The sequence below is a fragment of the Flavobacterium sp. P1_E4 genome (assembly GCF_056405915.1).
The window spans coordinates 78,594-100,557 of record NZ_JBFUBE010000005.1; the positions used below are offsets into that span (position 1 = coordinate 78,594).

A 21,964-nucleotide genomic window follows, 5' to 3' on the forward strand; every position below is an offset into this window, starting at 1 on the left:
TCAACGGGGTCGGGCTATTCGCGCTATTTCGGTAGCTTGCTTCTATCCCTCACTCGAGACCAAGATGTTTATTGTAATTTTTCAACTAATATTTATAGATTAACCTTGCCGTAATATTGTCATCCCGATGAAAGAGGGATCTCCGCAAGTAACTCCACAATCTAAATAAAAAAGATGTTTTTGTCTCACTTTGGCGAATAATATTATAGAGATTCCTCCTCCGTCGGAAAGACAATATTGGGGGTAAAAGCTACAACCAATCAATCTTCCCTAAATTATTCTGCTCTAAATACAAATTTGCTTGACTGAAATGTCTATTCCCAAACCATTTCCCTTGATTGGCACTCATAGGTGAAGGATGTCCTGATTCTAAAACGAAATGTTTTTCCCGATTAATTTTTGATCCTTTTTTTTGTGCAAAGCTTCCCCATAACATAAAAATCACATTCTCTTTCTCCTCCGATATTTTTTGAATAACAGCGTCAGTAAAAATATTCCATTTAAGGTGTTTGTGGCTGTTTGGGTTGTCTTTTCTCACCGTTAATGATGCGTTGAGCAATAAAACACCTTGTTTGGCCCAAGATTCCAAATTTCCAGAACTCGGCATAAAAATAGAATCCAAATCGGTTGTTAATTCCCTGAAAATATTCCGCAACGAAGGTGGAATTCTAACCGAATCATTCACCGAAAATGATAAGCCATTGGCTTCGCCATCACCATGATAAGGATCTTGGCCGATAATGACCACTTTTATATTTTCAAAAGAACAATTATTGAAAGCAGAAAAAATCAACTCTTTTGGAGGAAAACAAACCGAATTTTGATATTCTTGGTCAACAGTATCCATCAATTCAAGAAAATAAGGTTTCTCTATTTCGTCTGATAAAATAGTTTGCCAGGAAGGATTTAAGTTGAGGTTCATATTCAAAAGTTATTTCGCAAAGATACATGAAGATTTAAATGAGTTTGCATATTCTAATGACAACTCTCACTAAAATAAGGCATCAGAAGAGAAAATAATGCCCTGATACGAGCTTCCGTCTCCCTGTTGCGGTCTTCCGTATGCCTGACACGAGCTTCCGTCAGCCTGATGCGGTCTTCCGTCTCCCTGTTATAGTCTTCCGTCTTCCTGTTGCGGTCTTTCGTGTTCCTGATACGAGTTTCGAACCGCTTGATACATACTTCGGACTCCCAATTGCAATCTTCGAACAGGGTATTATTTGCTTTGGAGGGCTTTTTGTGCTGTATTTATTCTATTATAATCTCTGCGAAATAACACTATGTTTCTTTCTTAAATAACCTTATTTTTGTAGCGTAAAATCAAATTATTAAATGATCTCCATTACCGAAAAAACGTTACAAGATTTACAATTTCCTACGGTTCTCGAAACGATTTCCGAAATATGCAATACTGATATTGGAAAACAAAAAGCCTTGGAAATTACTCCTTTTAGAGATAAAGAATCTTTGATGGCTGCATTATTGCAAACTTCAGAGTATGTTTCCTCTTTCCAGAATAATAATGCTATCCCAAATCACGGCTTTGATGCTATTACATACGAAATAAAATTTCTCGCCATCGAAGACAGTTTTCTGGAAGTGGGTGGCTTTAGAAAAATTGCCACAATTTCAGAAACGACAAATGTTCTTTTGACGTTTTTAAACAAATTCAATGATTATTACCCAAATCTTTGTGCCAAAGGTTCCGGGATTCAACTTACCAAAGAAATTATCACGCTTGTAGATGCAGTGGTGGATAAATATGGAGAGATAAAAGACAATGCTTCTCCCCGACTTTTGGAGATACGTAGAGAAATGAATTTGGTTCGCGGAAAAGTGAATCAAAGTTTCGGTTCGGCTTTGACACAATACAATAGTTTGGGCTATCTGGATGATATCAAAGAGAGTTTTGTGCAAAACCGTCGTGTTTTGGCCGTATTGGCAATGTATAGACGAAAAGTAAAAGGTTCAATACTTGGAAGTTCCAAAACTGGAAGTATCGCTTACATAGAGCCTGAAAATACACTTAAATATTCTCGTGAGCTTAGTAACTTGGAATATGAGGAAAAAGAGGAAATCACAAGAATTCTAAAGCAGTTATCGAATGCAGTTCGTCCTTTCTTGCCTTTATTGATTCAGTATCAGGATTTCCTGAGCGATATTGATGTGATTGCTGCCAAAGCAAAATACGCCAATAAAATCAATGGAATTTTGCCAACTATTACCGAGGAACGTCGTCTTTATTTCAGAGAGGCCTATCATCCTATTTTGTATTTGAACAACAAGCAGAAAAAGGAAGTTACACACCCACAAACAATTGAATTAAGTCAGGAAAATAGAATAATTGTTATTTCTGGGCCTAATGCCGGAGGTAAAACCATCTCGATGAAAACCGTTGGTTTATTGCAATTGATGTTGCAATCGGGTATGTTGATTCCTGTTCACGAACGCAGTGAAACATTTCTTTTTGATCGAATACTTACAGATATTGGAGATAATCAATCTATTGAAAATCACTTAAGTACTTATAGTTACCGTTTGAAGAACATGAACTACTTTTTGAAGAAGTGCAACAAGAAAACCATGTTTTTGATAGATGAATTTGGTACAGGTTCCGATCCTGAATTGGGAGGTGCTTTGGCCGAAATCTTCTTGGAAGAGTTTTATCATAGAGAAGCATTCGGATTAATCACTACGCATTATTCGAACTTAAAAATTTTGGCTAATGAATTACCTTTTGCTACCAATGCCAACATGTTATTTGATGAAAAATCATTAGAACCGATGTACAAATTGGTCTTGGGACAGGCAGGAAGCTCTTTTACTTTTGAAGTGGCCTTGAAAAACGGAATCCCTTTTAGCTTAATCAATAGAGCCAAAAAGAAGATTGAGATAGGAAAAGTTCGTTTTGACAAAACAATAGCAAACTTGCAAAAAGAACGCTCGAAATTGGAAAAAACGTCCACAAACCTCAAAGAGGAAGAGACTCGAGCGCGTGAAGAGAGCAAGAAAATGGAAGATATTAATGTCAAAATCAAGCAAAAACTGGAAAGCTATCAGGAATTGTACGATAGCAATCAAAAGACGATTTACATTGGTCAAAAAATAGAGGATATCGCCGAGAAGTATTTCAATAATAAAAACAAAAAAGACTTGATTGGTGAGTTTTTGAAGATTGTTGAAATAGAAAATTCCAAGCGCAAGAAAGCCACTCCAAAAGAAGCCAAAGCGATTATCCAGAAGAAAAAGGAAATTATCGAGGAGGTTACCGTTGTTGTGGAAGAAATCCGCAAGGAAAAGAAAGAAAAGAAATTAAAACCAGTTATAGAAAAGCCAAGACCTATTCTAAAAGTGGGTGACAGAGTGCGAATGCTGGACGGAAAATCAGTTGGAAGCATTGATAAGATTGAGAAAAATAAAGCAGTTGTCAATTATGGACTGTTTACTTCTAAAGTGAGTTTGGATGATTTGGAGTTTGTTGAGGCGGCTAAGAAGTAGTAATCAGTTGGCAGATTTTAGTATTCAGTAACAAAATGACGGGCAAATAGAAAATAATGCAAAATCTTTCTCCCAATAAAAAAATTATCCTTTTCGACGGCGTTTGCAATCTTTGCAATTCAGCAGTGCAATTCGTGATTAAACACGACAAAAAAGATACTTTCCGATTTGTGGCACTACAATCAGAATTGGGTCAAGAAATCCTTGCATACATTGGAATTGATGCCAAAAACATTGACAGCATTGTTTTATATGAACCGGGAATCGCCTACTATTACAAGTCGGATGCAGCTTTGCAAATTGCTAGAAGTTTGGATGGTTTATTTTCGTTTGTAACAGTTTTTAAAATTATTCCAACAGGAATAAGGAACTACCTATATGACTACATAGCGAGGAATAGATACGGATGGTATGGCAAGAAAGAAAGTTGTATGATTCCAAGTCCTGAATTAAAAATAAAATTTTTAGAATAATTTTGCTTTCATGATAAATGTCATCTATTTACACGTATTGATATCATAAATTTGACACATCTTAATATTTAATTTTTTTAAGAAATTTGCCTCTTTATTCATAGTGAAAGCGATACGTTTATAATGGTAGTTGTTTTCGGATTGGTAATTATTGGTTTAAATTGAAGCTGTGATGAAGATGACGAATTCTGAAAAAATGAAATGATTAGTTTTTTTTGTCTAAAAAAAAAGAGGGTGCCTTTCTGTGGACATCCTCTTTTATGTTTTATAGAAATTGAATGAAAATTTAGTAATGAAAAGAAATGCCCTAGCCCTGATAGCAACGGAAATCCTTTATGGTTTTTCTTTAAAACCATAAAGATTGAAGTGAATAGCGGGAAATAGCTCCTAAAAAAAAGCCTCAAATTACAATAGAATTTGAGGCTTTTTGGTTATTTGAATTAATTGTTTTATCTAATTAATTTTCTGTATTTCAATCGTTTTGGAGTTAAATCTCCACCTAAACGTTTCTTCTTGTTTTCTTCATAATCAGAGAATCCACCTTCGAAATAATACACTTCAGAATCACCTTCGAAAGCTAGAATGTGTGTACAGATTCTGTCCAAGAACCATCTGTCGTGCGAAATCACTACGGCACAACCTGCGAAATTCTCTAAACCTTCCTCAAGTGCACGAAGCGTGTTTACGTCCAAATCATTCGTAGGCTCATCCAGTAACAATACGTTTCCTTCTTCTTTCAAAGTCATTGCCAAGTGCAAACGGTTACGCTCACCACCAGAAAGCATCGATACTTTCTTGTTTTGCTCACCACCTCCAAAATTAAATCTTGATAAATAAGCTCTTGAGTTTACTTGTTTTCCACCCATCATAATCAATTCCTGTCCATCGGCAAAGTTTTCCCAAATGGATTTATTTGGATCAATATTAGAGTGTGCTTGATCAACATATGCGATTTTCACTGTATCACCAACTGAGAATTCACCGCTATCAGTAGCTTGCTCTCCCATAATCATTTTGAAAATAGTAGATTTACCAGCACCGTTTGGTCCGATAATTCCAACAATTCCTGCTTGTGGCAACGTAAAGTTCAAGTTGTCGTATAATAATTTATCTCCAAAAGCTTTGGCTACATTCTTGGCTTCGATAACATTTGTACCTAATCTTGGACCATTCGGAATGTAGATTTCCAAGTTTTCGTCCAATTGTTTTTGGTCTTCATTCAAAAGTTTATCGTAGTTCTGTAAACGTGCTTTTTGTTTGGTTTGACGGCCTTTTGCACCTTGACGAACCCAGTCCAACTCACGCTCTAAATTCTTACGACGCTTTGAAGCCACTTTTTCTTCCAATGCCATTCTGCTTGATTTTTGGTCTAACCAAGAAGAATAATTTCCTTTCCAAGGAATACCTTCACCTCTATCCAATTCCAAAATCCAACCTGCAACGTTATCCAAGAAATATCTATCGTGTGTTACAGCAATTACAGTTCCTGAATATTGTGCTAAATGTTGCTCTAACCAAAGTACAGACTCAGCATCCAAGTGATTCGTAGGCTCATCCAGAAGCAATACATCCGGTTGTTGCAATAACAAACGACATAAAGCCACACGGCGACGCTCCCCTCCTGAAAGGTTTTTAATAGGTGTATCTCCTTCTGGCGTGCGCAACGCATCCATTGCGATTTCTAACTTTGTATCGATTTCCCAAGCACCAAGAGCATCAATTTTGTCCTGCAATGCAGCTTGGCGATCCATCAATTTATCCATTTTGTCTGGATCAGAATAGTTTTCCTCAAGACCAAATAAATCATTGATTTTGTTGTATTCTTCCAAAACTGCCATTGTTTCGGCAGCACCTTCACGAACAATTTCGATAACCGTTTTAGAATCATCAAGAATTGGTTCTTGTTCCAAATAACCTACAGTATAACCAGGTTGAAAAACAACATCTCCTTGATAGTTTTTGTCAACTCCTGCTATAATCTTTAAAAGAGAAGATTTTCCAGAACCATTTAGACCTAGAATACCAATTTTGGCTCCGTAAAAGAAACTCAAATAAATATTTTTAAGTACAGGTTTATCTGCTCCCTGATAGGTTTTACTCAATTTTTGCATTGAGAAAATTACTTTCTTATCGTCTGACATATTAAAATGTTTTAATTTATGTGATTAATTATTGGTTTCTAATGTAAATTACAATCGCCCTTTTAAAGAGCTAAATACCCAGGCAATGGAGAAAAATCMAATTCCAACTGCGGCAAATCCCCAACCTGAAACATCTCTATATTTAAAGGCGCCTAATCCGATAAGCAATAATCCCATAAGTATCATTATAAGAGTAGCCCATCCTAAAATAGTATTTTTATTCATTCCCATAATTGTGGTATTTGTTTTTAGAGAGGTGCAAATATCGGTATTTTTTAGAACATTTTTTAATTAAAATAGCTATTCCTGATACAAAATTACCGCACTTCTGCTTGGAATTGTTATTGATTGATTTTTAATGGTTTCAATGCCATTTTGGTTTATAATTTCGCCATTGCAAATCATTTTCCAAGTTCCTTCAATGGTTTGTTTTGCTTCTTTTTCATCTCCATTAAAATAGACTCTGATGTTTTTCCATTTGTCGCCATTAGCATTGTTTTTTAAAGTATATCCAACTAATAAGAAATCATTTATTGTTAAAAATTCTAAATGCTCTTGAATCATCTTTTCGGATGTCATTTTGAATGCTGGATGATTGTTTCTTAACGCAATAAGGTTTTCGTAGTATTGAACTAATTCTTTATTATCGTGTTTCCAGTTCCAATCTATTTTATTAATGCTGTCTGGTGATTTATAAGAGTTCTCAACTCCCATTTTGGTTCGCTTCATTTCTACTCCCATATGTAGAAAAGGAATACTTTGTGAAGTCAAAATGATGGTATTAGCTAATTTGTCCATTTGCACCAATTCTTTTTCGGTTGCTTTTGGGTTAGCTATTTTTAGTTTATCATACAAAGTGTTGTTATCGTGACAAGATACATAACCAATAACTTTTGTAGGGCTGTCAGCATATGGGAATTGTGCATAACTTCTTTTAGGATCATATTTTATTTGAGGATGATTCGTGGAAGCTACAATTCCGAATTGAATTACTTCTTTGTAATTTGGATTTCCGCTTACAAAACCTTTTTCGGTAACATTAGACCAATGTCCTTTTACTCCATCCCTAATGTCATCTGAAAAAACCGAAATGTCATTTAATTTTTTCACATTGTTTTTTAACGCTCTTTTTTCTATTGGCAAAGGTGAGTCACCAGCTGTCCACCCCTCACCATAAAGAAAAATGCTTGGATCAATTTTCTTTAATTCTGCCGAAATAGCATTCATTGTTTCAATATCGTGCACGGCCATTAAGTCAAATCGGAATCCATCAACATGATATTCTTTTACCCAATATTTAAGTGATTCCAGCATAAATTGTCTAGCCATAATTCGGTCAGAGGCAAATTCATTCCCACAGGCCGTAGCATCAGAGCGTTTTCCATCAGGCCAACTTCTGTAGTAATAACCAGGAATCAATTGGTCAAAAATATCAGTGGAGCTGGTGTGATTATAAACCACATCCATTATGAGACGAATTTTGGCTTCATGCAAAGCCAAAACCATTTGTTTGTATTCCTGCATGCGCACTAATCCATCAAAAGGATTTGTTGAATACGATCCTTCTAAAGAGTTGTAATTCTGCGGATCATATCCCCAATTGTATTGATTTTTATCTAATGTGTTTTCATCAACAGATTTGTAATCAAATACAGGAAGTAAATGCAAATGGGTAATTCCTAATTCCTGTAAATGGTCTAATCCTGTTGCTTCTCCAAAAGTGTTTTTCGTATTTTTTTCTGTTAGACCTAAAAATTTCCCTTTGTTTTTTATGCCTGATGAAGGGTCAATAGAAAAATCTCGTACGTGAGCTTCGTACAATATAATGTCTGAAACAGATTTTAAAGGAGGTTGTTTGTCGGTTTTCCAGTTTGAAGGATTCGTTTGTTTTGGATCGAAGATTAAACCTCGATTTCCGTTTACGCCAACGCCTTTTGCATAAGGATCGGGCATTTCTTTAGACCAGTTTCCTTTGTTTTTTACTTGTAACGTATAATAGGTATTATGATAATTACCGTCTAAAATAATTTGCCAGACTCCGGTTTTCGAGTCGTAATCTAAACTTTTAGTAGCTATGGCATCACCTCCGTTCCCTTGTTTGTAAAGATTGATTTTGGTTTCTTCAACATTAGGGCTCCAAAGTTTGACTGTTGTTTGATTTACAGTATATGAAACTCCTAAATCATCTTTCAAATAAACGGGATAGGCATCAAAAGAGGGATATTGAATGGTGTTTATTTTTGAATTTTGTGGCATAGCAAATTGAACTGTGAGAAGTAAACCAATTATGAAATGAATTTTTTTAGTAGAAACAAACATGATGCAATTGTTTAATTAAATATTTTATAAAGCATTTCTCTTAACAAATCGGCCTGTGACAAACTGTTGGCACCAACTCCTTTGCTTTTTACGTCAGTATCTCTTAAGGAAGCTACAATCTGGCTTACTTTTCTCATGGGATAATTTTTGATAGCCACGTCATAATCCTTTAGAAAAAAAGGATTAACTCCCAATACCGAAGCCACATTTTTAGGATTTTTATCTTTCAAACCGTGGTATTTCAATAATTGGATAAAAAAGCCAAAAACCAAACCAGTTGTCATTACCAATGGATTGTCTTTTGGGTTTTGGGCAAAGTTTTCGGCAATTTTATAGGCTTTCAGTTGGTTGCGCTCACCTATGGCTTTTCGTAATTCGAATACATTGTAATCTTTACTGAATCCAATATTTTCTTCTATGTCTTTTGCTGAAATAACACTTCCGGCAGGCAATATGATTTGCAGTTTTTCGAGTTCATTATTGATCTTACTCAAATCAGTTCCTAAAAACTCAACCAACATAGCAGAAGCTTTTGGTTCAATAGTATATTTTTTTCCAGCTAAGACACGCTTAATCCAATCCCCTACCTGATTTTCATACAGTTTTTTGCTTTCGTAAACGATTCCGTTTTTGGCTAAAAGTTTGGTAACTTTTTTTCGTTTGTCCAAAGTTTTGTATTTATAACAAAATACTAAAACAGTCGAAGGCATTGGGTTCTCAACATAGCTTTCTATTTTGTCAATTGTTCTAGATAATTCCTGGGCTTCTTTCACAATAACCACTTGTCGATCGGCCATCATAGGGTAGCGTTTGGCTGTGGAAACAATATCTTCTATACTAACATCTCTGCCATACAAAACGGTCTGATTGAAACCTTTTTCCTCTTCGGATAAAATATTTGCTTCTATATATTCTGATAATTTGTCAATATAATAAGGTTCCTCTCCCATCAAAAAATAAATTGGTTTGATGTTTCCTCCTTTTATATCATTGACAATCTTTACAACTTCGTCCATTTTTTATGTTTCAAGTTTTAAGCTGAAGGTTTCAAGTTGAAAAACATGAAACTTTTAACTTTAAACTAAATTAACTAATTTCGCCTCATGCAAAAACTCAATTTTCCTTCCTATAGTTTTCGTTTCAAAAATAGCGAAAATAAAGTATCTATTTTTGATGCAATCAGGAAAAAATTCATCATTCTTACACCCGAAGAATGGGTGCGTCAACATGTGGTGCAGTTTTTATTGGAAGAAAAAAAATATCCAAAATCCCTGATTAATGTAGAAAAGGTTTTAATGGTCAATGGTTTGCGGAAGCGTTATGATGTGGTGGTTTTTAATCCTAATGGCACTATTTTTATATTAATCGAATGTAAAGCACCAGAAGTTAAAATAGCTCAAGCTACTTTTGATCAAATTGCTCGATATAATATGACTTTGGAAGCCGAATTTTTGATGGTTACCAATGGGCTTAATCATTATTTTTGTCAAATGGATTTTGAAAATGAGAAATATGAGTTTTTGAGAGAATTGCCCAATTATGGTGAAGAAAAATTAGAACACAGAAAATAGAAAGATGCTTTTGAGCATCAATTTTGAATTCATAAAATAAATAAACGTCCTTGGAAAAAATAGCCGTAGTCATACTGAATTGGAATGGAGTAAAGCTTTTAGAACAGTTTTTGCCTTCCGTAATTCAATATTCCCCTGAAGCAACTGTTTATGTTGCCGATAATGCTTCGACAGACGAATCAATAGAATTTGTAAAAAATAATTATCCAACAATTAAAATTGTACAAAACAAGACCAATCAAGGGTTTGCAGGCGGGTATAATGATGCTCTGCAACATATCGATGCAGAAATCTATGCTCTGGTGAATTCAGATATTGAGGTGACTGAGAATTGGTTGAAACCCATTTTGGAAACTTTTGAGAAAGAATCTGAAACAGCAATTATTCAGCCCAAAATACTAGATTTTAAAAAGAAAGACTATTTCGAATATGCCGGTGCTGGAGGCGGATTCATAGATAAGTATGGATATCCTTTTTGTCGTGGGCGTATTTTTGATACTTTGGAAAAAGACAATGGACAGTATAATGATAAAACTGAAATATTCTGGGCTTCTGGTGCTTGTTTTTTTATCCGATCCACTGTTTATAAGGAGTTGAAAGGTTTTGATGAGGATTTCTTTGCTCATCAGGAAGAAATTGATTTGTGTTGGAGAACCATCAATAAAGGACATAAAATAAAGTATTGTTCAGAATCAATAGTTTATCATGTTGGTGGTGCTACTTTACAGCAAGCAAACCCTAAAAAAACCTATCTGAATTTTAGAAATTCACTATTAATGTTAACCAAAAATTTACCACAAAATACTATTTTTCAGGTACTTATAGTAAGAATGTTATTAGATGGGGTTGCTGGGGTTAAATTCATACTGGAGGGTCAATTCGCTCATTGTTGGGCTATTATACGAGCACATTTTTCTTTTTATGGGCTATTTATAAGAAATTATAAGAAAAGAGAAAAAAATCAGATTGAAATATACTTTAAAACCAAAAGCATCGTTTATGGTTATTATGTTAAAAACGGCACAGTTTTTGCAGACGTTATTTAACAATAATTTACATTTAAAATTTACATTTAAAAACTAACTTTGTAATTCACGTTTAATTAAAATTTGCATTCTATGAAAAAATTAATGATCACTCTATCAGCTTTAGCTCTTTTGACATCATGTGTGTCTAAAAAGGAATATGCAGCTTTGGAAGCTAAGAATAAAGAAACACAAGATTTGTTAAATACTTGTACAGTAAAACTAAATTCTTGCTTAGAAGAGAAAGCGGGTCTTAAAGCTACTGTAGATGGATTGAGAGAAACTAATCAACACTTGATAAGCACTTCTAAAGATATGACGGTTTTATCTACTAAAGGTGCTGAAAACATCGAGAAAGCTTTAGAATCAATCAAAGAGAAAGATTTAAAAATCAGCAGAATGCAAGATGCTTTAACTAAAAAAGATAGCGTTACCCTTGCAGTTGTTACCAGTTTGAAATCAGTTGTTGGAATGAATGATACAGACATCGAAATTAATGTTGATAAAGGTGTTGTTTTCATCTCTATTTCTGATAAAATGTTATTCAAAAGCGGTAGCTATGAAGTAAGTGATAAAGCAAAAGGAGTTTTATCTAAAGTTGCCAAAGTTGTTAACGATAAACCAGATTTTGAATGTATGGTTGAAGGTCATACCGATACTGATGTACTAAAAGGAAATTCTTGTTTAATTGACAACTGGGATTTAAGTGTTAAACGTTCTACAGCTATTATCCGTATTTTATCTAATGATCTAGGTGTAAAACCAGAACAGTTAATTGCTGCTGGTAGAAGTTCTTACGTTCCTTTGGTACCTAATGATTCTCCAGAAAACAAATCTAAAAACAGAAGAACTCGTATCTATGTAATGCCAAAAATAGATCAGTTTTATGATATGGTTGAAAAAGAAATGAAAAAACCAACAGCTGCAACTACAACAACAGCGCCGGTTCAAAAATAAATCATCTTAAAGTTTTTAAAAGCGCCTCGATTAATTTCGAGGCGTTTTTTTTATTMATATATCCAAACGTAAAATAGCGATATAAAAAAACAGAACCGAAGTCCTGTTTTTTGTTTGAGCAATTTATTATTTATAAAAATTGAATATATTTTAAATAATATCCAAGCTTCCTTTACCTTCTCTAACTACAATAGGTTCATCTCCTGATAAATCGATAATAGTTGACCCTACATTATCCCCATAACCTCCATCAATAACCAAGTCCACTAAATTTTGCCATTTTTCAAAAATAAGTTCCGGATCGGTGGTGTATTCGATTACTTCATCTTCATCTCTAATGGATGTTGAAACAATTGGATTTCCAAGTTGACGCACTATTTCTAATGCAATTGAATTATCAGGAACACGGATACCAACGGTCGTTTTCTTTTTAAATTCTTTAGGCAAATTATTATTGCCCGGAAGAATAAAAGTATATGGTCCAGGTAAGGCTCTTTTAAGCAGTTTAAAGGTAGAAGTATCTATTTGCTTTACATAATCTGATAAATTGCTCAAATCGTGGCAAATAAACGAGAAATTAGCTTTTTCCAACTTCACTCCTTTTATTTTTGCAATTTTTTCAAGAGCTCGAGAATTGGTTATATCGCAACCCAATCCATAAACGGTATCAGTTGGATAAATAACTAAACCACCGTCTTGAAGCACTTTTACAACTTTTGCAATAGCGGCTTCACTTGGTTTGTCGGGGTAAATTTTTATTATCTGAGCCATGGAGATTTAAGATTTATGATTAAATTTTTTTGATTTTATGATTTAAACTGGGACTGAATATTAAAAAACGGAACACTATCCTATGATATCCAATTTTGCAAAACGCAATAGTAATTTTTTTAAACCACCAACTTCAAACTTGATTTCCGCTTTTTTATCGGCGCCAACACCTTCTAGATTGATGACTTGTCCTTTTCCGAAGCGTTCATGCATCACCACATTTCCTGCAACTAGTGTATTGTCAAATAAATTAGCACTTCCAGCTGAAGTACCACTAGACACCGGTTTCAATTTTCGTAAATTAATATCCGACTTTGGTTCGTTATCTGTAACGTGTTTTGGAGGCGTGCTTCCTATCGGTTTGGCCAAGCGTAATTTGGATTTATCTACATCACCAAAAATATCACTGTCAATCATAGGTTTGAAACGGTAATTGCTTTCGGCTGGTGTAAGGTATTCCAGATATTGTCCATCAATTTCTTCAATAAAACGAGATGGTTCACTGTCGGTCAATTTTCCCCAACGGTAACGTGATTGGGCATATGTCAAATACGCCTGATGCTCCGCACGAGTTAAAGCTACGTAAAATAATCGACGTTCTTCTTCCAGTTCGCTTCGTGTACTCATACTCATGGCACTTGGGAACAAATCTTCCTCCATTCCTACCACAAAAACATGCGGGAATTCAAGTCCTTTGGCCAAGTGAATTGTCATCAAAGCCACACGGTCCTCATCGCTGGTATCTTTGTCTAAGTCGGTTGCAAGGGCTACATCTTCCATAAATTCTGATAAGGCGCCACGAGCACCATCGACCTCTTTTTGACCTTCAGTAAAATCCTTTACCCCGTTTAATAACTCTTCTATATTTTGAATACGTGCCATTCCCTCTGGAGTTGCGTCTTTCTTTAATTCCTGAATCAAACCGGTTTTCTTGGCCACATGATCAGTAAGATAAAAAGCATCCTGATTCTCATTGATCACCTGAAAACTCTGAATCATAGTAACAAAATCAAGCAATTTATGTTTGGTTCCCGAATTCAGTTTCAAATCAATACGCTCAATGTTTTGCATCACTTCAAAAATCGAACGCTTGTAATGATTGGCCGCAATAGTTAGTTTTTCGATTGTTGTATTCCCAATTCCTCGCGCAGGATAATTAATAACACGTATCAAAGCTTCCTCATCTTTTGGATTAATCACCAATCGCAGGTAACACAATACATCTTTCACCTCTTTTCTTTGGTAAAAAGATAACCCTCCATAAATTCGGTACGGAATATCTCTTTTTCGCAATGCATCCTCTATAGCACGCGATTGTGCATTGGTACGGTACAAAACTGCAAATGCCCCATTATGCAAGTGATTGGTCATTTTTTGTTCCCAAATCGTACTGGCCACAAAACGCCCTTCTTCATTATCAGTGATACTGCGGTGGACTTTTATTTTTGGACCAAATTCATTGGCTGTCCAAACCACCTTGTCAAGTTTTACTTTGTTTTTGTCAATAATGGTATTAGCCGCTTCCACAATATTTTTAGTCGAACGGTAATTTTGTTCCAATCTAAAGGTTTTTACCCCTTCATAATCTTTCTGGAAGTTCAAAATATTATTGATATTCGCGCCGCGGAAAGCATAAATACTTTGCGCATCATCCCCCACCACACAAATATTTTGGAATTTATCTGATAAAGCTCGAACAATCAAATACTGCGAATGGTTCGTATCCTGGTACTCATCCACCAAGAGGTAGCGAAAACGGTTTTGGTATTTCGCCAAAACTTCTGGAAAACGAGTTAGTAATTCATTGGTTTTCAATAATAAATCATCAAAATCCATTGCGCCAGATTTAAAACAGCGATCCACATAATGCTGATAAATTTCACCCATTCTAGGCTTCTTGCTCATCGCATCGGCCTCTTGTAAATCGGGATCGTTAAAATAGGCTTTTACTGTAATCAGGCTATTCTTAAAATTCGAAATTCGGCTCAAAACCTGTTTCGGTTTGTACACATCACGATCCAATTGCAATTCTTTGATAATTCCTGAAATGGCGCGTAAAGAATCCTGCGAATCATAAATCGTAAAGTTTGAAGGATAACCCAAATGCTCTGCTTCCGAACGTAAAATTCGAGCAAAAACAGAGTGAAAAGTTCCCATCCATAAATTCTTGGCCTCACTGGCACCAACAATATCCGAAATACGTTTCTTCATCTCTCTCGCTGCCTTATTGGTAAAGGTAAGTGACAAAATATTAAATGGATCAACACCTTGGTGCATCAAATAAGCAATCCTGATGGTAAGTACACGAGTTTTTCCGGAGCCTGCACCCGCAATAATTATCATAGGACCATCCTTTTGTAATACAGGTTCGCGTTGTGCCTCGTTAAGTTGTTCTATATATTTTTGCATGAAATAGATACTGTTTTATGCAAAAATAAGAATTTAAGAATGAATAAACGAGTCTTAGTAGAATTCAAATAATAGAATTTAGATAGCAGTTTTCAGATGTAAAAAACTAAATTTAGGATTCTGCAATCTGCAATCTAAACTCTGCAATCTAAAATAATTTGAGCGTGACCACAATAGAAAAAGGGGCTGACTAATGTTTGTCTTCATTCGCCCCTTTTCCTATTGCGGTCGGGCTATATGCGCTACTTCGGTAGCTTGCTTCTATCCCTCACGCAAGATTCTGCAAAATCAGAAATTTTGTTTATTGATACTTAAGCAACTATATTTATTAATGGCCAATCTTTTCCAAGTACTTCGAAAAAAGCTACGTAGCAGTTTCTAAATTACTCTCTTTCGATTTTATTCTTTTCTTCAACAATTTTCGTGATTTTATTTCCACAAAATGGTAGGTAAAATGAGCACTAAATAGTGTTATACTCAGAAACAGCGTTACAAAAATCACTTTCATCCAAAGAGTTAGTGTTTCAATCCCGTAATTGGATCTTAGGTAGGGCAAACAATACCAAAATACTATAAACCAAACGCCATGCATCATGTAAATGGAATACGAAATATCTCCCAAGTATTTGAATGTTCTTGTTTCAAGGATTGTTTTTATTTTTCCATTATTATACGCTGTGGCCAATAATAAGAGACAAAAAGTTGGAATGATAAATAAATCATTCCAACTGAAATGGAAAATAAGTATTATAGAAACAAGGGACAAAAGGAAGAAAGTATTTTTTGAAAACATATTTTTCCCCAACCCTTTCTGATATATTTGATACAAAACAGCACCCAAACTAAATTCAGTCAGACATCTAATCCAACCATAATCAAAAGTGATGTCCAAATTACCTTTCCAATACACCATAACACTCAAAATAACAGCAGCCACAGTTGCAAGAAGCGTGTTTTGCAACCAACTTTTCTTAAAAACAAAAGGGATAATAAGGCAAGCTACAAGATATGTCCACCATTCGGCGCCAATGGACCACGACACTAGATTCCAAGACAAATAGCTATGTTGGTTCATTGCATTAAGTAGTAATAGATTACTAGGTAAAGCAGACCAAGCCATAAATGTTTTCCAACTCCCATCGACCACCGCTGGTGAAATAATAGGGAATAAAACCACAAAAGGAATGAGCAACAGTAGCGTAAAAAGGTGTAATGGATAAATGCGGCTAAATCTCGCCCACAAATACGTTTTGACTGTTTTCCATTTTCCAAAATGATTGGTCAAAGTTTCTCCATACACATGACTAATGATAAAGCCACTCAATAAAAAGAAAAAATCGACCCATAAATAACCTTTAGCAAGAATTCCCGATGTTTCATGAGGAATGAGGGTGCCAAATTCGCGGTAAAAAATAATAACATCCATGTGAAAAAACATAACCCAAATGGCCGCTATACCACGCATTGGAGTTAGAGAATTGATGTAGTTGGTTTGCATGTTTAATAAGTGTGGTTTATAAAATTGGTTTTGGTGATTAAAGTAAGGTAAACAATGAGACCATTAGGCATGCTTATATCCACGAACATAATCTATTTCAAAGTTTTTAGGGTAGATTTTGTCTTTTTTATCTCCTATTTCTGTGGGGATTTCATAAATACCCAACATAAATTGCATCGGATAATTTGGAGATTGTCTTATTTCTCTAATTTTTTGGTTGTCAATATAGAAAATCACTTTTTCAGTAGTCCATTCAGCCGAATAAATGTGAAATTTAGTAACATCAATTTCAAAATCATCTTCGTAAAAGGCTTCTTTTAATTTGGGGTCATTGAATTTATGAATTCCATAGCCAATTTTAGCTTTGTTTTTCAGTACGTTACATCCTTTAACTTCAAAAATGCAAATCTCCGCTGATTTCTCAGGGCTGTCTTCAAATCCAATCATCCACAACGCTACAACATTTGATTGCGTGTTTAATGATTTGGCTCTAATTTCAAAAAATCCGTATTGTGGTAAATAGGTTTTGGCTGTGTTTTGCTTTTCTCTTACCACACAATTTGGGCTCACTTTGTGCTGTCCAATACCACTTCCAACTTCTCCGGAAAAAACACCAGTTTGCATCGAAGAACATTTTACATCTCCATTAAATTCAGGACACCAAGGCTTTTGTTCTTTAGTGATTTGCAAAACTAATTTACCATTTTTTATTTCATATTCTGGCTGAGAAATTTTCTTTGAGCTCCATTGTGGCAAATAATATGGTAGCCAATTCTCAGTATCAATTGTATCTTTTTCAAATTCATCATTGAATTCCAAAACAAAATTTTGTTTAATTTTTGGATTAGCTGGAAAATCATTTTTAGAAAACTGTAGTTTCATGTTAGGCTTGGTGGTTTGGTTTTATTTTAATAAAAAAAAGTAAGTTAGTTAATAGATAAAGCATCAATCTGGATATAGCTCCTTAATGTGGATAATTGATTTTTGTATTAGTTGCCCCAATATAGCAATATTAATATCTTCTAATTTTTGAATGTACAAACAGGCTTTACTGGTCTTATGTTTACCTAATTGGGAAAGTAATGTTTCTTTCTCTTCAAAAGTAGAAGCTAGATACACAGTGATGGCACTTTTCCGTGAGGCAAGCCCGGCAAGTGGCGCATTCCCCTCATGACCGCTTTCGTATTTGTAATTATAAATACCAAAACCTACAATGCTTGTTCCCCACATTTTTGGCTCAAAGCCTGATAGTTTCCTTATTAAGTCGATTATTAACGAACAGTCTTCACGCCTTTTTGTATCGCTTATTGTGGATAAAAAGGCGGTGACACTATTTTCGGTTTCAACTGTTTTATTTTTTGGCATACCGTTATTTTACGCTTTTGAATAGTTATTTGGAACTTGATATTTTAAAGATAGAAAAAAGCTACGACTTTTTAATATCGAAGCTTCTAGTTTTCATGTGTTAGAGTTTTTTTTTCAGATGTGTTGTGTACCAGATTGGATCTAGATAATAACAAAATGACAAAATTTATAGAATCTAAGGTCTTAGTTTCCTTCCGCGTTGGTCTGCATAATAACTTAATGCCCTGTAGGAAGCATAGAATTTATAAATGTTACTCACGTACTGTACGGTCTCTTGACCAATCTCCTTGGCGGCGATGAGTTCAACATTGTCAAACCAAAGATTTGGGTTAAGTCCTTTTGATTTTGCAATGTCGCGCAATTGAATTACCCTTCCCGGACCAGCATTATAAGCGGCCAATGCAAGCAAATGGCGATTTAATTCATCAATCTCAGGATCACTAAAATATCGATCTATTAAGAATCGCATATATTTCACGCCAGCATGCACATTATTATCCACTTTATTGATATTTCTAATAAAAAAGGGTTTGCTGGCAGCGGTTTTAGGTAAAACCTGCATAATGCCTACAGCGCCCTTATTGCTCACGAGCGCCTGATTTAGTCCTGATTCTTGATATCCTTGCGCAACCAGAAGCAACCAGTCAAGCTGGTATCGGTCAGCATATTTCAGGAATGGCGCTTTAAGGACATTAACCTGTGAGAAGGTTTTTTTGTTGTATATTTCGGGAAGGATATCCGCATTTTTTACATATTTGTTATAAAGTGTGTTGCCTACCAAGGTGCCTTTTGCGTTTTTTTCCAGAAACTTATCCGCTGCAGTTTTCAATTTCGGGGAGTCTTTTCTAAAAACCCAACCATAGGAAATATTTCTGGCCAACGGAATTTTATCATATAAAACGAGATTCGGCATTACTTTTGACCATAATTGGGCAAGATCTTCAACAGTTGCCGAAAATGGAATAACACCTGAGTTGACCATTTCAAGGACGTCTTCAGTTTCCAAATAAGGATCCAGTGTTTTAATGATGATAGGCTTTATGCCTTTACTTTTCAGTGAATCATTTAGTTTTAAGGCTGCTGATTCATAGCTACTGCCCTCACGTAGATAAATTTCCTGTCCTGCAAGATCCGCTAGAGAATTGAGTTTTGGTGATGCTGGTCCACCAACAACAATCTCTTTGAGTCCAGTAATTGAGGGTATCGAAAAATCGACTTTTTTTTTCCGCTCTTCTGTAATGGTCATGCCGGCAAAAGCGAGGTCAGCATACCCTTTCTGTAAAAGCGGTATAACTTGACTACGATTTACGGGTATGAATATAATTCTTACTTGGTGGGGTTTTAAGTGTAATTGTTTGTTGATTGAATTTTCAAAAAGAGTTAAGGCTTCAAAGGCAATACCGCTTCTTTTGCTTAAGTTTATGGTGTAATAAAGATGGGTATAGGGAACCAAGGCTCGTATCCTTCTGCGTACAACCATACTGTCGAGATCCCCAAACTGAGGTTTTCCCAATCCCAGGAATTCATTCTCGGAATTAAAATTAAACCACGTAGTGTCAACGTCAGTGCTGGAAATTCTCGTTGAATCTGAAGTTGTGCTCTGTTTTTCTTTTTCTTGTCGACAAGATATACTACTAAAAGAAATAATCAAAAAAATGAGTATTATTCTTGTTTTATGCATTCTTTATCAGTGTTTTAGCAAAATAAAGTTACTAAAATAAAATGACTGTTAGCTAATAGATGCTGTTTTTATGATTCTATTTTGTTTGCATTCAGATATTTGTAGTTGTTTTAAGGTTGGTGATCCTTTGTTTTAGAATAAAAAAATAGAATTTTTAAGCATTCTTTTTCTGGTGGTTTCCCCAAAAAAAAAGCTACGATTTTTTAAGATCATAGCTTTTATACTTACGGTTTTTCTTTACCATTGCTTTATTTTAAATACATTGCTCTCGGATGATAGCTAAATGACTAAGTAAATCATTTCTGTATTTCACTGAGAAAAGAGTATTATATTTTAGTGTATTTAAACTTTTGACCACCAACGGAAGCCTCATACATAAGTCCGCCTTTTTGCATAGTAAATACCATAACACCATTAGTGTATTTTGCATTCCCAGAAGCGCCAGCTTTCACGGCTACAGCAGAAACTTGGGCTGCAAACTCGAATTTACTTTCTTTAAATCGTTGCATTGCCGATTTTGACTCAAAAAATATTACCTCCCGATATGCTTGTCCTCCAGCTTGAAAACCAATGCTCAATTGCGATAACTTAGCCATACCTATCAATGTGTTATTTTCATAAACAGCTCCGTTACCAGCTGCTCCTCCAACTCCAACTCCACCCTTACCAACATTTGGAAAGATGACATAGCCGTAAGCACTGTCAAAAATTGATTTCATAAGGTGGTCGGTTTTAATGAACTCAGTCTTTGATGTATTGCTGTCAGCAATAATTTTGTCTTTTTTAGAGTCTGATTGCCCGAATATAGATGTTGTGCTTATAAAGCAAACCAGCATCATTACCCAAATAACATTTAATTTTTTCATAGTATAAAGTATATTAAATTGGTTGTGAAATTTCTTTTCTCAAAGTTAACACAAACTTCTTATAAAATTACAAAATCAATCTGATTATCAGTATTGTAAAATCTTTTTTTATCGATTTATAATAGATTTTTTTATGCAAATGACTTTTAATGTTCGATAATTTTAAATAAAAACTAAACGAAAAAAAAAGCCAAAAAACAATAGTCTTATTATTTTGTGGCTTTTGAAGGTATTCTTGATTTATTTTTTTGAGTATCTATGGTCGATAAAACCGTTAACATCGTAATTTTTATTTTAAATGTTTATTTTAATCAACATAAATAAAGCGATTATTAGCAAAGAAAGAAACGTAAATTTTAAAAAAAGAAGCATTCTTTCTGAAATTAAGTTTAATTCTGAATCATCATCAAGGTTTTCATGATTTATAAGCTTTGATCTGTTATTATTATGATATACTTTGACTTTTCCCTTAATAACCTTAGATGGTGATTTTTTGTTTTGTTTCTGCTCTACTTTTGAATATTGATTTTCATCATATGTAGATGCAGTCTTTTGAACATTTATAAATTGTTCTGTTTGAATAATATCATTTTTTGAAAATTCTGTTTTGTTTTTCATGATTGTTGTTATTTATAAATATTGCAATGCAGTTGCACAATATTTAAATCATCCTTTAGTGAATGCAAGTATGATGCCAAATAGTGTGATATTAGATTGAAAGTAAAAGTTTTAAATAAAAATTAACATCTGTTATTTTTACTGACTATGAAGTAGATTTAAAATTTTTGTTCAACTTAAGGATAACTATTTAGTTAAATTTAAAATACTAGATATTCATTAATGCAAACTATTTATTCGTAAATTAGCTATGCTATTATTTTATTAATTAAATCTGTACTACTATGAAAAATTTAGGCCTATTTTGTTTGTTATTGACTTGCATTGGTCTCCAAAGTTGTAAAAAAAATGAAGCCCCGAAAGATGTTGAAGTTACTAAAGCCAAGGTTGAAGAGCCAATTAGTGTGGCGTGCTATAAAGCCTTGTATGAGAATGATACAATTGAATTAAAAATTAACACTTTAAAAGGCGATAAAATTACTGGTGACATGGTGATGAAAATTATGGATCTGCCTGTAAAAACTGGAAAAATTATGGGAGAGTTTCATGGAGACACCTTATTTGTGGATTACACTTTTTTTCAGGGAACGTATGATAAAAAGATATTTAAGAACCCAATGGCAATGCTAAAGAAAGGTAATGAACTAATTTTAGGCAGTGGAAAAATAGAAACCTATTTGGGACGCTCTTATTTTGCGAAAGACACACCTATAGATTTTGAAAAAGTGAAATATAAATTTGCAACTGTTGAATGTGTTGCTAAATAATTTTA

19 protein-coding genes are annotated in these 21,964 nt (G+C 34.5%); 6 read left to right on the plus strand and 13 right to left on the minus strand.

The genetic code is table 11. The features are described from left to right. Positions 1-250: 250 nt before the first annotated feature. On the minus strand, positions 251-922 hold the full coding sequence (ung, locus tag AC1DY0_RS06895; protein WP_477187902.1) for a uracil-DNA glycosylase: 672 nt from the start codon (positions 920-922) through the stop codon (positions 251-253). A 410-nt stretch (positions 923-1,332) separates the two neighbouring features. Here ung and AC1DY0_RS06900 point away from each other — a divergent pair, with 410 nt between their 5' ends. Further along, complete coding sequence (locus AC1DY0_RS06900; RefSeq protein ID WP_477187903.1) at positions 1,333-3,498, plus strand: endonuclease MutS2; 2,166 nt, start codon at positions 1,333-1,335, stop codon at positions 3,496-3,498. A gap of 56 nt (positions 3,499-3,554) precedes the next feature. After that, positions 3,555-3,971 carry a thiol-disulfide oxidoreductase DCC family protein gene (locus AC1DY0_RS06905; protein ID WP_477187904.1) on the plus strand — a complete coding sequence of 139 codons (417 nt, stop codon included), beginning with the start codon at positions 3,555-3,557 and terminating at the stop codon, positions 3,969-3,971. Between the two features lie 449 nt (positions 3,972-4,420). Here the strand turns inward: AC1DY0_RS06905 and ettA are convergent, their stop codons facing one another. The 4 genes from ettA to holA form a co-directional block, all read right to left on the minus strand. After that, on the minus strand, positions 4,421-6,112 hold the full coding sequence (ettA, locus tag AC1DY0_RS06910) for an energy-dependent translational throttle protein EttA (protein WP_477187905.1): 1,692 nt from the start codon (positions 6,110-6,112) through the stop codon (positions 4,421-4,423). A gap of 48 nt (positions 6,113-6,160) precedes the next feature. After that, the gene (locus AC1DY0_RS06915; RefSeq protein ID WP_477187906.1) at positions 6,161-6,343 is read right to left on the minus strand and encodes a CAL67264 family membrane protein; all 183 of its coding nucleotides are present in this window, start codon (positions 6,341-6,343) and stop codon (positions 6,161-6,163) included. Between the two features lie 69 nt (positions 6,344-6,412). Beyond that, a complete protein-coding gene (gene pulA, locus AC1DY0_RS06920; protein WP_477187907.1) occupies positions 6,413-8,431 on the minus strand; it encodes a type I pullulanase in 2,019 nt (672 codons plus the stop codon). Between the two features lie 11 nt (positions 8,432-8,442). Beyond that, positions 8,443-9,447, minus strand: a complete 1,005-nt coding sequence (holA, locus tag AC1DY0_RS06925; RefSeq protein ID WP_477187908.1) for a DNA polymerase III subunit delta — start codon at positions 9,445-9,447, stop codon at positions 8,443-8,445. A gap of 87 nt (positions 9,448-9,534) precedes the next feature. On the opposite strand from holA, the gene AC1DY0_RS06930 reads away from it, so the two are divergent. From AC1DY0_RS06930 to AC1DY0_RS06940, 3 genes are all read left to right on the plus strand, one after another. Further along, entirely contained in the window at positions 9,535-10,002 is a 468-nt protein-coding gene (locus tag AC1DY0_RS06930) for a type I restriction enzyme HsdR N-terminal domain-containing protein (protein WP_477187909.1), read from the plus strand. 50 nt (positions 10,003-10,052) lie between these two features. Further along, complete coding sequence (locus tag AC1DY0_RS06935; protein ID WP_477187910.1) at positions 10,053-11,048, plus strand: glycosyltransferase family 2 protein; 996 nt, start codon at positions 10,053-10,055, stop codon at positions 11,046-11,048. 72 nt (positions 11,049-11,120) lie between these two features. Beyond that, a complete protein-coding gene (locus AC1DY0_RS06940) occupies positions 11,121-11,984 on the plus strand; it encodes an OmpA/MotB family protein (protein WP_477187911.1) in 864 nt (287 codons plus the stop codon). 150 nt (positions 11,985-12,134) lie between these two features. Here AC1DY0_RS06940 and AC1DY0_RS06945 read toward each other — a convergent pair whose 3' ends face one another. The 8 genes from AC1DY0_RS06945 to AC1DY0_RS06980 form a co-directional block, all read right to left on the minus strand. Then, positions 12,135-12,755 (minus strand): L-threonylcarbamoyladenylate synthase, encoded by a 621-nt coding sequence (locus AC1DY0_RS06945; RefSeq protein WP_477187912.1) that lies wholly within the window; start codon positions 12,753-12,755, stop codon positions 12,135-12,137. Positions 12,756-12,830: 75 nt separating this feature from the next. Continuing rightward, positions 12,831-15,164 (minus strand): ATP-dependent helicase, encoded by a 2,334-nt coding sequence (locus AC1DY0_RS06950; RefSeq protein WP_477187913.1) that lies wholly within the window; start codon positions 15,162-15,164, stop codon positions 12,831-12,833. Between the two features lie 364 nt (positions 15,165-15,528). Continuing rightward, the gene (locus tag AC1DY0_RS06955) at positions 15,529-16,662 is read right to left on the minus strand and encodes an acyltransferase family protein (protein ID WP_477187914.1); all 1,134 of its coding nucleotides are present in this window, start codon (positions 16,660-16,662) and stop codon (positions 15,529-15,531) included. A 63-nt stretch (positions 16,663-16,725) separates the two neighbouring features. Beyond that, positions 16,726-17,544, minus strand: a complete 819-nt coding sequence (locus AC1DY0_RS06960; protein WP_477187915.1) for a glycoside hydrolase family 16 protein — start codon at positions 17,542-17,544, stop codon at positions 16,726-16,728. Between the two features lie 63 nt (positions 17,545-17,607). Continuing rightward, on the minus strand, positions 17,608-18,027 hold the full coding sequence (locus tag AC1DY0_RS06965) for a DUF1801 domain-containing protein (RefSeq protein ID WP_477187916.1): 420 nt from the start codon (positions 18,025-18,027) through the stop codon (positions 17,608-17,610). A 175-nt stretch (positions 18,028-18,202) separates the two neighbouring features. Then, the gene (locus AC1DY0_RS06970; protein ID WP_477187917.1) at positions 18,203-19,708 is read right to left on the minus strand and encodes an MltF family protein; all 1,506 of its coding nucleotides are present in this window, start codon (positions 19,706-19,708) and stop codon (positions 18,203-18,205) included. A 326-nt stretch (positions 19,709-20,034) separates the two neighbouring features. Further along, positions 20,035-20,574, minus strand: a complete 540-nt coding sequence (locus tag AC1DY0_RS06975) for a lipid-binding SYLF domain-containing protein (protein WP_477187918.1) — start codon at positions 20,572-20,574, stop codon at positions 20,035-20,037. Between the two features lie 294 nt (positions 20,575-20,868). Further along, on the minus strand, positions 20,869-21,192 hold the full coding sequence (locus AC1DY0_RS06980) for a hypothetical protein (RefSeq protein ID WP_477187919.1): 324 nt from the start codon (positions 21,190-21,192) through the stop codon (positions 20,869-20,871). Between the two features lie 284 nt (positions 21,193-21,476). On the opposite strand from AC1DY0_RS06980, the gene AC1DY0_RS06985 reads away from it, so the two are divergent. After that, a complete protein-coding gene (locus AC1DY0_RS06985; RefSeq protein WP_477187920.1) occupies positions 21,477-21,959 on the plus strand; it encodes a hypothetical protein in 483 nt (160 codons plus the stop codon). Positions 21,960-21,964 lie beyond the last annotated feature (5 nt).